The organism is Glutamicibacter sp. FR1 (genome assembly GCF_047300825.1).
Taxonomy (GTDB): domain Bacteria; phylum Actinomycetota; class Actinomycetes; order Actinomycetales; family Micrococcaceae; genus Glutamicibacter; species Glutamicibacter nicotianae.
The window spans coordinates 78,676-90,553 of record NZ_CP178602.1 but is presented as its reverse complement, the minus strand read 5'-3'; the positions used below and the strand labels follow the sequence as shown (position 1 = coordinate 90,553).

Genomic DNA, 11,878 nt, shown 5'->3' with positions numbered 1-11,878 from the left:
ATTGAGCAATAAAACAATCTAACAAAATCACGCAGACAAGACTCCAACACCAGGCAATCCCAGGAAAAGGACTACCCAGCTCATCTCATCTGCAAGATGCTCGCGTTCACTATACAGTTCCCAAACAACAACCCCGCACCCCCGCAACAACACCCCAAAACCAACACCAACCAAAGGCCAGCATCAATCCAACAGGACATCCTTGCAGCAAACACAGGACAAACACCGAAACACCAAGAACCCCTCACCCAAGCGAACACCACCAGGACCCTCCCCACAGGAAGAACCCCGGCAACCATTCACCAGGAAAGGAGGCTTGTTGCCTCAAAACCCAACAGCATGCCAAACCATACAAACCACACAACACCCACACACCGCATTCCAGCACCGCAAGAAGAAAACCCCCTGCAATGCGTACTAGCAGATGCCCAAGCACCACGCAGCCACAGCCAATACCCCGCACCAGCATCAGCCAGCACGTTTTCCAGTATTGAGTCCATTGATATTCCACCCATGAGCAACCCACCCGGACAACACTCGTGTCCAGCATGGGCAACCAATAATGGTTAGCTCCTTAGAAAGGAGGTGATCCAGCCGCACCTTCCGGTACGGCTACCTTGTTACGACTTAGTCCCAATCGCCAGTCCCACCTTCGACGACTCCCCCCACACAAGGTGGTTAGGCCATCGGCTTCGGGTGTTACCAACTTTCGTGACTTGACGGGCGGTGTGTACAAGGCCCGGGAACGTATTCACCGCAGCGTTGCTGATCTGCGATTACTAGCGACTCCGACTTCATGGGGTCGAGTTGCAGACCCCAATCCGAACTGAGACCGGCTTTTAGGGATTAGCTCCACCTCACAGTATCGCAACCCATTGTACCGGCCATTGTAGCATGCGTGAAGCCCAAGACATAAGGGGCATGATGATTTGACGTCATCCCCACCTTCCTCCGAGTTGACCCCGGCAGTCTCCCATGAGTCCCCACCACTACGTGCTGGCAACATGGAACGAGGGTTGCGCTCGTTGCGGGACTTAACCCAACATCTCACGACACGAGCTGACGACAACCATGCACCACCTGTGAACCAGCCCCGAAGGGAAACCCCATCTCTGGAGCGGTCTGGCACATGTCAAGCCTTGGTAAGGTTCTTCGCGTTGCATCGAATTAATCCGCATGCTCCGCCGCTTGTGCGGGCCCCCGTCAATTCCTTTGAGTTTTAGCCTTGCGGCCGTACTCCCCAGGCGGGGCACTTAATGCGTTAGCTACGGCGCGGAAAACGTGGAATGTCCCCCACACCTAGTGCCCAACGTTTACGGCATGGACTACCAGGGTATCTAATCCTGTTCGCTCCCCATGCTTTCGCTCCTCAGCGTCAGTAAATGCCCAGAGACCTGCCTTCGCCATCGGTGTTCCTCCTGATATCTGCGCATTTCACCGCTACACCAGGAATTCCAGTCTCCCCTACATCACTCTAGTCTGCCCGTACCCACCGCAGATCCGAGGTTGAGCCTCGGACTTTCACGGCAGACGCGACAAACCGCCTACGAGCTCTTTACGCCCAATAAATCCGGATAACGCTTGCGCCCTACGTATTACCGCGGCTGCTGGCACGTAGTTAGCCGGCGCTTCTTCTGCAGGTACCGTCACTTTCGCTTCTTCCCTACTGAAAGAGGTTTACAACCCGAAGGCCGTCATCCCTCACGCGGCGTCGCTGCATCAGGCTTTCGCCCATTGTGCAATATTCCCCACTGCTGCCTCCCGTAGGAGTCTGGGCCGTGTCTCAGTCCCAGTGTGGCCGGTCACCCTCTCAGGCCGGCTACCCGTCGTCGCCTTGGTGAGCCATTACCTCACCAACAAGCTGATAGGCCGCGAGTCCATCCCCCACCGATAAATCTTTCCACCACAAAACATGCGTTCCATGGTCATATCCGGTATTAGACCCAGTTTCCCGGGCTTATCCCAGAGTCGGGGGCAGGTTACTCACGTGTTACTCACCCGTTCGCCACTAATCCACCCAGCAAGCTGGGCTTCATCGTTCGACTTGCATGTGTTAAGCACGCCGCCAGCGTTCATCCTGAGCCAGGATCAAACTCTCCATAAAAAATAAAAAGCCACCAGCAACCCCTTGGAAAAGAAGGGCGAAGCCGATGAAGTCCTGGCGAATAATAAAACACTCAAGAACACTGCACGGGGGTGCAATGCCTCAAGCAAATGTTATGTATTCACCAAATAAAAATATTCGGTATCAACAAACTTGGCACACTATTGAGTTCTCAAACAACAAACACTCTCGACACCACACCAGCCACCCTTGGTGGCCACTGCTTCGCTCCGGAGCAACTTTTCCAACTTACCAGACTTCCTGATCCGATCAAAATCGGTGGAAAACCTTGAGTGGAAAGTGATTGGCTGCCGGGTAAACATTCGGTAGATTCCGTGTTGTTTCCGTTCCGGCAACAGATAAAAACTATACACAGGTTCTTGGGCACTTACAAATCGAGGGGCCGCGTTCTAGGTCACATTCATTTCGCTGTTCTAGTCTGGGCTCATGAGCGACCTGCAAAGACTCCTTGGATACCGTGAACCCATCTTCAATGCATCTATGGCTGGCGCGGCTGGCGGCGCCTTGGCTGCAGCTGTTTCCCACGCGGGAGGTGTAGGGATGATCGGTTCGCCTGCAACTCCCACAGCTGACTGGATTGAACAGCAAACGCAATTCGTTGAATCCCTGAGTACTCCATGGGGCGTCGGCTTCATGGCCTGGGCGCTGGAAACGGATCTCTCCCCGCTAGAGGCCTTCTTGGAGTTCGGGCCCTCGTTGGTGACCTTGAGCTTCGGCGATGTCACCCGGGCCGCGGCGGTAGCCCATGAGGCTGGAGTTCTGACCGCCATGCAGGTAGGCAACGCGGCAGATCTGGAACGCGCCATGGCTGATGACATCGACATCATCATTGCCCGTGGGGCAGAAGGTGGCGGACACGGCCGCAATGAAGCTGGAACCCTGCCGTTGCTGCAGCTGGCAACCTCCCAGCACCAGAAGCCGGTGATCGCGGCTGGCGGCATCGGCACCGCACGGGGTGTCGCCGCGGTGCTTTCAGCTGGCGCCGAAGCCGCCTGGATCGGCACCCGCTTCCTTTCGGCAACAGAAGCCAGCGGGCACGAGAACATGAAGAGCGCAGTGCGCAACGCGGGCCTGGATGGCACTATCTATACGCGTGCCTTCGATATCGCCCAGCAACTGCCGTGGGCACCGGAATTCGGCGGACGCGCACTGCGCAATGAGTTCAGCGACAAGCACGAGGACCTGTCTGCCTGGGAGCCCAACGATGCACTGCGCGAGCAGATGATCAAGGCCCGTGCCGAAGCGCTGACGGACATCGCTCCGGTCTACGCCGGCGAGGCAGTGCAGTTCGTGGACGCTGAGCAGCCAGCCGCCGAGGTCATGCGGGAACTGTGCGGCTTCCGCCAGATCCTCGCCGATGCAGCACGGCGCTTTTCCTAGATCGGCTGGTTGTCGATCAGCCGGACATTGCCCACCTTCGCCGCGACAAGGACCAGGCCTTCTCCGGTAAAGGGGGTGTCCTGGCAGTTGAATGCCAGTTCCTGCAGGGTATCCGGGTTGACGACGACGAAGTAGTCAAGCTCGACCAGAGGTTCCATCTGGTACATGCCGATGGCATCTTCGATGTACAGTGGCTCGTTGCGTGCCGCGCGATCGGCAATCAGCTGGATCGAACGGTGCAGCACCAATGCCGCTTCCTTCTCTTCCTCGCTGAGCAATGCATTGCGGCTGGACAGCGCCAAGCCCTTCTCGCTGCGCACGATCGGCACCGCACGCAGCTCTACCGGGTAATCCAGGTCGGCAACCATGCGGCGGATCAGCACCAGCTGCTGGGCATCCTTCTGGCCGAAGTAGGCGCGGTATTCGCCACGGCGCGGGTCTGCCAGGTGCAGCAGCTTGGCAACAACTGCCAGCATTCCATCGAAGTGGCCCGGGCGCGAGGCGCCTTCATACATTTCGCCCAGTGCGCCGGAGTCAAGCTTCACCAGCGGCACCCCGGCGTGGTAGATCTCGGAGGCTTCCGGGGCAAAGACGATATCCACCCCGGCAGCAGCGGCCAGCTGGACATCGGCGTCGAGCTGGCGCGGATACTTCGCGTAGTCGTTGGCATCGTTGAACTGCAGTTCATTGACGAATACTGAAATGACCACAAGTTCATTTTCTTCACGGGCTGCCTTGAACAGCGAAGCGTGGCCGCTGTGCAGGGCTCCCATGGTGGGCACGAAGCCCAGCGACCCCGGGTTGGCTGCGGCAACGGCGGCCTTCAGCTCGGCACGGGTCTTGACAATCTTCGGGGTATTCACGCTATCTATTCTAGAACTCGCAAGAGCTCTTCCAGCGTGCTCTGGGAGATCAGGCCGCGATCGGCCGCGCGCAGTGCCGTCGCCCGCGAGAGGCTCCGGTAGGAATTATTCGTTTCTGCCGGGTCGTCGGCCAGCGCCTGCAGGTGCGCGGTCACGGTCCCGCGATCGCCGCGGGCCACCGGGCCGGTCAGGGCGCCGGCTCCGGAACGCAGCGCGTTATCCAGGCTCGCGTACATCAGGGCTCGCAGGGTATTGGATGGCTCTTCCACGCCGATGCGTCGCAGGATATCGGCCGATTGCGCCGTGATGGTGTTCAGGTGGTTTGCCGCATGGGCCAGGGCCGCGTGGTAGCTGACCCGGTCCTGCTCGGCGATCACCACAGGCTCTCCGCGCATCTCCACCACCAGCGCCTGGGCGACCGGCAGGATGGCCTCGTCGGCGGTGACCGCGAAAACGCAATCGGTCAGCCGCTGCAGGTCCATGCTCATCCCGGTGAAGGTCATTGCCGGGTGGATTGCCAGGCCGAAGGCGCCGGCGTCCATGGCCGGCTGCAGGATCGAGGTGCCGTACCGCCCAGCGGTGTGGGCGACCAGCTGCCCCACGGAGAAATGCCCGCCCGCTGCCAGCCCGGCCACGAGTTCGCCGAGCACATCATCGGGCACAGCAAAGAGCACCAGTTCGCTGCGCCGCAGGATTTCTGCCGGGTCCAGCAGTTCCACGCCGGGCAGCAGGGCGTCGGCGCGATCGCGCGAAGCCTCCGAGACTGCATGGATGCCGGTGATCCGGTGCCCGCTGGCGGCCAGCGCCGCACCGAGCACGGTGCCTACCTTGCCGGCCGAGATGATGCCGATTCCCAAGCGTGGTGCGTCCACTTCTACCTTTCAACCATGCGCCGGGTTTGCGCCCGGATAAATTCCGCAGCGGTGTCCGCATCAATCTGATGCACGTATCCGGTGATGCTTCCGCCAGCACTGTGCAAGCGGACACCGGCCAGTCTACGGCCTCGCTCCCACGGACCCTGTAGCCAGCTCATGCCCTGCACCCGGTTATGCGGCACGAAGCTGGCTTGGCGCGCCAGCCAGCCGTACCGGGAAATCACCGTGGTGCCGGTGGCCAAAAATCCCTGGTGCTTCCATGCCCCGGGGGACAACGGCTTGGCGCGTTCCGGGGAGCCGATGAAACCGTGCTCGGATCCGGTGCTCACCGCCGTGGCCAGCACCTCGCGCTGGTTCTCGACGCCAAGGTCCGGCAGCAGGATCCCCATGATCCGGGCGACCGACTCGAAGTCGCCCACCGGGAGCACCTGCAGGTTGTCGGCGTCATCGCTCTTGGTGCCCAGCACGTTGACCTCCACCTTGTACCAGCCCAGCATCCGCCAGAAGAAGGGGGCCGTCACCGAAATGGCCTGGACCCGGCCGGAGGGAATGGAGTGCTGGCGGGTGTCGGCCAGACCGTAGCTGATCCGCATGCCGGTGTCCGAGGCACTGGCGGTGAAGTTCCAGCCCTGGTTCAGCTGCTTGTAGAACCAGCTGCCGAAGGCCAGCACCGAGGGCACCAGGCCGGCGATGATTCCCTCGACCCCGGTAATCCACAGCACCAGCATCGACAGGCAGGCAAGCAGACCGATGATCACCGGCAGCTGCAGGAACAGCGAGGCGATCAGCCGACCGATGGGCACCTTGGCCATCAGCGGCGATGCTTGCATGGCAGGCTGCGGATCGGCCGGTGCGGGCACATCTGCCGCAGCCTGTTCGGCTTCTGGGGCATGCGCGGGTCGTCCGCCGCGGGCCCGCTGGAGGATGACCTGGCGCAACAGGTGGGCGTCGGCCTTGCGCAGGAAGGAAAGGCGCAGCACCGACTCGGAGGAATCGGCCACGTCGAAGCGCAGCTCGGCAAGTCCCAGCAGCCGGGCAACCAGCGGCTGGGCGATGTCGATGCCCTGCACCTTGTCGATGCGCGCCTGCTTCTGGCTGCGGAAGAGCATCCCTGAATTCACGTACACGTGCGTGCTGGTGAGCTTGTAGCGGGTGAAGTACCAGGAAAGGAAGTAGAAGATGAGCACCACGAGCAGGGCGATGCCGGCGCCCGCGACGGTCCAGATCAGCCTGTCGCCGGAAAAGCGTTCAGCCCAGGACAGTTCGTCGGTGTTCTGCCAGTAGATGTAGACCAGGCCGATGATGGCCAGCCAGCCGTGGACGAAGGGGCTGGCCGGGTGCACCCGCTGCCATGGCTCGGCGCTGTCACCGGCGGCCGGTTCCACGGACTGGCTCATAGCATCTGCTCTTCGCCGGCGGCCACGAGCCGTTCGCGCAATTCCTGACCTTCGCGCTCGGGCAGCCCGTAGACGTGCGCGGTGGCGCCGGTGCCTGCGGTGTTCAGCGTCAACTGGCACAGGCCGTAGCGCCGCTCCAGCGGTCCGCTGTTGACCTCGACATACTGCATCCGGCCGTAGGGAATGACTACCTGCTTGCGCCACATCACCCCCGAGCGGACAATGAAGTCTTCCTCGCGTTCGAGGTAGCCCAGTGCGGCGACCTGGCGGCGGATGATGCGCAGGGCCAGCAGTGCCAGCAGCAGCACCAGCAGGATCGGGGTGAGCACCAGCCACGGCGCAATGCCGGCGCCGGTTGCGGCCAGCACGGCAGGAACCAGGGAGGCCAGCAGGATCACGCCCCAGGTGATCGCCCAGGTGGTGAGCTTGACCTTGGCATAGTCCCGGTGGGCTGGTGTGAAGCTACTCGGTGACCACGGAGTCGCTGTTGCCATCGGTATCCTCCGGTGGAAGTTTGCACAGTTGCTGAACAATATACCCAATGACCACCATGAGGAGCCCGGCACCGGCCAGCACCAAGCCGCGGGTCAGGGTGGGGGTCATGCCGGTGGCCGCCCAGAGCATGATGATGGCTGGAACATGCCAGCCGGCGATGACCGCGCCGGCATAGGCCGAGGCCTGCGCCAGCACCAGAGTGCGGGCCGCGGCGATCGGCTCGAAGTCGGCCTTGCCCTGGGTGGAACGCTTCACCCGGATCCCCAGGAACAGCACCACCGCGCAGACTGCGCCCAGCGAGTACAGCGCCGAGTAGTCGAGCACCGGCGCGTACCGGCCTGCCGAGGTGAGCAGGCGCAGCGCAATCCAGCCGGCCGCGGCTCCGAGCCCGGCGCACGCGAACAGCCAGCGCAGCTTCAGCTTCGTCATAGCCGGATGATGTCTTTCGTGTCGGCGGCTTCGGCGGCCAGGCGGGAGACCAGTTGCCCCTCCAGCACCGCGTCCGGATCCATCCAGCTCCACGGGGCCAGCACGAAGCCGCGGATCGCGGCGCGCGGATGCGGCAGGGTCAGCCGCTCGTCATCCAGGCGCAGCTGGTCGTAGGCGATCAAGTCCAAATCCAGGGTGCGTGCTTCCCAGCGCACCTCGCGGGTGCGGTGGTGCTTGGCCTCGATGGACTGGCATAAATCCAGCAGCTCATGCGGGGAGCGCCGGGTGCGCACCTGGACTACCTGGTTGGTGTAGTCCGGCTGGTCCGGCGGGCCTCCCACCGGCTTGGTGATGGCCAGCGGGGACACCTTGAGCAGCTCTGTTTCCGCACCGAGCTCCTGCACCGCGGCGGCCAGCGTGGCCTGCGGGTCGCCCAGGTTGGCGCCCAGCGCGATGATCGCGGTGTGCTGCTTCTGGTGCCGGGTCAGCGAGATCGTAACATCGCTGAATGGCACCGGGATCGGCGCCTGCGGCTTGTGCACCACCACGTCGATGGCGGCCACGGACGGGTAGGCGGCGAGGATCGCCTCGGCGATTTCGCTGCCCAGCTTCTCGATCAAGTCCCACGGGCCGGCCTTGATCTGCTCGACCACCAGCTCACTGACTTCGCCGTAGTGCACGGTGTCCAGCACATTGTCGCTGGCTGCCGCCCGCGTGATGTCCACGTGCAGCACCACGTCGATGATGAATTCCTGGCCGTCGCGCTTCTCATGCTCGAACACGCCATGGTAGCCGGTGGCCGAAATTCCGTAGATGCTAATGCGATCCATAGGCCTGCACGACTTCGATGGCGTCGCGGCTGCCGGCGACATCGTGCACGCGCACCGCCCAGACCTTGTCGCGGGCGCCGAGCACGGTGGTGGCCGCGGTTGCCGCATCGCGTTCCAGCGGTGCCCGGCTCTTGGAGCCTTCGGCCAGCAGCTCGCCCAGGAAGCGCTTGCGGCTGGTGCCGATCAGCACACGGTGGCCGAGCTCTTCCATGGCAGGGACGTTGGCCAGCAGCGCCCAGTTGTGCTCCGCTTCCTTGGCGAAGCCCAGTCCCGGGTCGATGATGATCTGCTCCGGGGCCACGCCCTTGGCGACGAACTCGTCGCGCAGGCCGCGCAGCTCGCCGATGACCTCTGCGACCACGTCCTGGTATTCGGCCTTGGCGACCATGTTCTGCGCGGTGCCGCGGCGGTGCATGAGCACGTAGGGGACGCCGGTTTCGGCGATCAGCTCGGGCATGCCCTGCTCGTAGGTCAGGCCGGAGACGTCGTTGATGATGTGCGCGCCGGCCTCGATGGCCGCGCGGGCGGTGGAGACATGCATGGTATCCACGGAGATCACGGCGCCGGCCTTCACCAGGGCTTCGATGACCGGGATGATGCGCTCCTGCTCGAGGGCCGGATCCACGTCCTTGGCGCCGCGGCGGGTGGATTCGCCGCCCACGTCGATGATGTCCGCGCCGGAGTAGAGCAGTTTCAGGCCCTGGTCGATCGCGGCATCGGCGGACAGGTACTTCCCGCCGTCCGAGAAGGAGTCCTCGGTGACGTTCAGGATGCCCATGACCAGGGTGCGGCCGGTGGGCAGGTCGGCCATCGTCTTCTTCTTGGACTTGCGGATGATGGGCAAGGGGCTGGTGTTCGGGCCGGTGCCCGGGATCGCTCCAAGCGACATGGGGTTCCTACTTTCCGAGGATCAGGCTCATGGCTTCAGCACGGGTGGCAGTCTCGCGCAGCTGGCCGCGCACCGCACTGGTCACGGTCTTCGCTCCGGGCTTCTGCACCCCGCGCATGGACATGCACATGTGCTCGCATTCGACAACGACAATCGCGCCGGCCGGGCTCAGGTGCTCCACCAGCGCATCGACGATCTGGGTGGTCAGGCGTTCCTGGACCTGCGGGCGGCGGGCGTACACCTCGACCAGGCGGGCCAGCTTGGACAGGCCGGTGACCTTGCCGCCCTTGCCCGGGATGTAGCCGATATGCGCCGAACCGTAGAAGGGCACCAGGTGGTGCTCGCAGGTCGAGTAGAACGGGATGTCCTTGACCAGCACCATCTCATCGTGCTCGATGTCGAAGGTGGTGGACAGGTGGTCTGCCGGGTGCTGGTGCAGGCCGGCGAAGAACTCCGCGTAGGCCTTGGCCACCCGCTTCGGGGTGTCGACCAGGCCGTCGCGGTCGGGGTCCTCGCCGATGGCCTCCAGGATCTCGCGCACGGCTGCTGCGATCCGGGGCTGGTCAATCTCTTTCAGTTCACTCACGCTTTGATCCTAGTCGGTCGAGGAAGCTGCGCGCTCCTTGGGGCTTAATATCGGTCCCTCGCTGTGCACCGGACGGGCCTCGTTGCTCAGCCAGACTTCGCGCTTCTCACGCTTGGCCAGATCGGCGAAAATCTCCGCGATCTCCGTCTGGTTCAGGGTCTCGCGCTCCAGCAGGGCCAGGGCCAGGCGGTCGAGCACATGGCGGTTGGCGGTCAGCGCCTGGTATGCGTCGTTGTGCGCCTGCTCGATCAGCTCGCGCACCTCCTGGTCCACCAAGTGGGCCATTTCGTCGGAGAATTCGCGGGCGGCGTTGCCCATGCCCTGCTCGGCTGCCGAGCCAGCCAGGCGCACCGCGCCGACCTTCTCGCTCATGCCGTATTCGGTGACCATCTTGCGCGCGGTGGCGGTAGCCTTCTCGATGTCGTTCGATGCTCCGGTGGACGGGTCGTGGAAGACGATCTCCTCGGCGACGCGCCCGCCCATGGCGTAGGCCATCTGGTCCAGCAGCTCGTTGCGGGTGACCGAGTACTTGTCGGATTCCGGAACCACCATGGTGTAGCCCAGCGCGCGGCCGCGCGGCAGGATGGTGATCTTGGTGACCGGTGCGGTCTGGTTCATCGCCGCGGCGACCAGCGCGTGCCCGCCCTCGTGGTAGGCGGTGACCTTGCGCTCGTGCTCGTCCATCAGCCGGGTGCGCTTCTGCGGGCCGGCCATGACGCGGTCGATGGCCTCATCCAGCGCGCGGTCGTCGATCAGGTTCGCGTTGGAGCGTGCGGTGAGCAGCGCGGCCTCGTTGAGCACGTTGGCCAAATCGGCGCCGGTGTAGCCCGGAGTCTTCTTCGCGACGGCGTTCAGATCCACGGTGGCGTCCATCGGCTTGCCCTTGGCGTGCACCGACAGGATCTGCTCGCGGCCCTTCAAGTCCGGTGCCTCCACCGGGATCTGCCGGTCGAAGCGGCCCGGGCGCAGCAGCGCCGGGTCCAGCACGTCGGGACGGTTGGTCGCGGCGATCAGGATGACGTTGGTGGTGGCATCGAAGCCGTCCATCTCGACGAGCAGCTGGTTCAGGGTCTGCTCGCGCTCGTCGTTGCCGCCGCCGATGCCGGCGCCGCGGTGGCGGCCCACCGCGTCGATTTCGTCGACGAAGATGATCGCCGGGGAATTGTTCTTGGCCTGTTCGAACAGGTCGCGCACGCGCGAGGCGCCCACGCCGACGAACATCTCGACGAAGTCGGAGCCGGAAATCGAGTAGAACGGCACCTGGGCTTCGCCGGCCACCGCCTTGGCCAGCAGGGTCTTGCCGGTGCCCGGAGGGCCGTAGAGCAGCACCCCCTTGGGGATCTTCGCGCCCAAGGCCTGGAACTTGGCTGGTTCCTGCAGGAATTCCTTGATTTCGTGGAGTTCTTCCACTGCCTCGTCGGCGCCCGCGACGTCCTTGAAGGTCACCTGCGGCATGTCCTTGGTAATCAGCTTCGCCTTGGACTTGCCGAACTGCATGACCTTGGAACCGCCGCCCTGCGAGCGGGCGAGGATGAACCAGAAGATGCCGGCGATCAGCAGGAACGGGATGATGATCCCGAGCATCGACAGCAGCCAGTTGCTTTCCACCGGCTGGTCGGTGAACTTGCCCAGATTGGCCTTGTTGATCTCATCGACCACCTGTTCGGCGCGGGCGGTCGAGTAGTAGAAGCTCACCGTGGTGCCCTTGTCCACGCCGTCCACCTTCAGGGCGTCGCGCAACTTCAGGTCGACACGCTGATCGCCGTCGAACATCTTCGCTTCGGTGACATTGCCGCTGGTCAGCTGGTGCAAGCCGACGGAGGTATCCACCTTGGCAGAATTATTGCCAAAGACCATCGGCAGGAACAGCACCACTGCCACGACGCCGACCAAAACCCAAATGATCCAGCTGTTAAAAAGCTTCTTCGTTTTCATTGATCCGCCAGGCCCCGCGCCTGGCGCATCCCCCTCACGCACTGCTCTGGCGTCCGGGTCACGCCACCTTCGAT

The 11,878-nt window shown here is 63.2% G+C and carries 10 protein-coding genes and 1 rRNA gene; 1 reads left to right on the top strand and 10 read right to left on the bottom strand.

The window, feature by feature from the left end; all coding sequences use genetic code 11:
* Window positions 1-578: 578 nt before the first annotated feature.
* Window positions 579-2,104, bottom strand: a 16S ribosomal RNA gene (locus tag ACLQ8T_RS00460).
* 447 nt (window positions 2,105-2,551) lie between these two features.
* Here ACLQ8T_RS00460 and ACLQ8T_RS00455 point away from each other — a divergent pair.
* Complete coding sequence (locus ACLQ8T_RS00455) at window positions 2,552-3,505, top strand: NAD(P)H-dependent flavin oxidoreductase (protein ID WP_204719882.1); 954 nt, start codon at window positions 2,552-2,554, stop codon at window positions 3,503-3,505.
* Here ACLQ8T_RS00455 and panC read toward each other — a convergent pair.
* The 9 genes from panC to ftsH are packed head-to-tail and all read right to left on the bottom strand — an operon-like array spanning window position 3,502 to window position 11,804.
* The gene (gene panC, locus ACLQ8T_RS00450) at window positions 3,502-4,368 is read right to left on the bottom strand and encodes a pantoate--beta-alanine ligase (protein WP_204719880.1); all 867 of its coding nucleotides are present in this window, start codon (window positions 4,366-4,368) and stop codon (window positions 3,502-3,504) included. The genes ACLQ8T_RS00455 and panC overlap by 4 nt on opposite strands.
* A 5-nt stretch (window positions 4,369-4,373) precedes the next feature.
* Entirely contained in the window at window positions 4,374-5,240 is an 867-nt protein-coding gene (locus tag ACLQ8T_RS00445; RefSeq protein ID WP_038992645.1) for a Rossmann-like and DUF2520 domain-containing protein, read from the bottom strand.
* A gap of 2 nt (window positions 5,241-5,242) precedes the next feature.
* Entirely contained in the window at window positions 5,243-6,640 is a 1,398-nt protein-coding gene (locus ACLQ8T_RS00440) for a PH domain-containing protein (protein ID WP_413455357.1), read from the bottom strand.
* Window positions 6,637-7,134 (bottom strand): PH domain-containing protein, encoded by a 498-nt coding sequence (locus ACLQ8T_RS00435; RefSeq protein WP_413455356.1) that lies wholly within the window; start codon window positions 7,132-7,134, stop codon window positions 6,637-6,639. The genes ACLQ8T_RS00440 and ACLQ8T_RS00435 overlap by 4 nt, the downstream gene beginning before the upstream one ends.
* Window positions 7,103-7,564, bottom strand: coding sequence for a DUF3180 domain-containing protein (locus ACLQ8T_RS00430; RefSeq protein WP_066142591.1), 462 nt, complete (start codon window positions 7,562-7,564; stop codon window positions 7,103-7,105). The genes ACLQ8T_RS00435 and ACLQ8T_RS00430 overlap by 32 nt, the downstream gene beginning before the upstream one ends.
* Window positions 7,561-8,394 carry a 2-amino-4-hydroxy-6-hydroxymethyldihydropteridine diphosphokinase gene (folK, locus tag ACLQ8T_RS00425; protein WP_239543129.1) on the bottom strand — a complete coding sequence of 278 codons (834 nt, stop codon included), beginning with the start codon at window positions 8,392-8,394 and terminating at the stop codon, window positions 7,561-7,563. The genes ACLQ8T_RS00430 and folK overlap by 4 nt, the downstream gene beginning before the upstream one ends.
* The gene (folP, locus tag ACLQ8T_RS00420) at window positions 8,381-9,283 is read right to left on the bottom strand and encodes a dihydropteroate synthase (RefSeq protein ID WP_413455355.1); all 903 of its coding nucleotides are present in this window, start codon (window positions 9,281-9,283) and stop codon (window positions 8,381-8,383) included. The genes folK and folP overlap by 14 nt, the downstream gene beginning before the upstream one ends.
* 7 nt (window positions 9,284-9,290) lie before the next feature.
* Window positions 9,291-9,869 (bottom strand): GTP cyclohydrolase I FolE, encoded by a 579-nt coding sequence (folE, locus tag ACLQ8T_RS00415; RefSeq protein ID WP_338085729.1) that lies wholly within the window; start codon window positions 9,867-9,869, stop codon window positions 9,291-9,293.
* Window positions 9,870-9,878: 9 nt separating this feature from the next.
* Window positions 9,879-11,804, bottom strand: coding sequence for an ATP-dependent zinc metalloprotease FtsH (ftsH, locus tag ACLQ8T_RS00410; protein WP_204719874.1), 1,926 nt, complete (start codon window positions 11,802-11,804; stop codon window positions 9,879-9,881).
* Window positions 11,805-11,878: the final 74 nt, after the last annotated feature.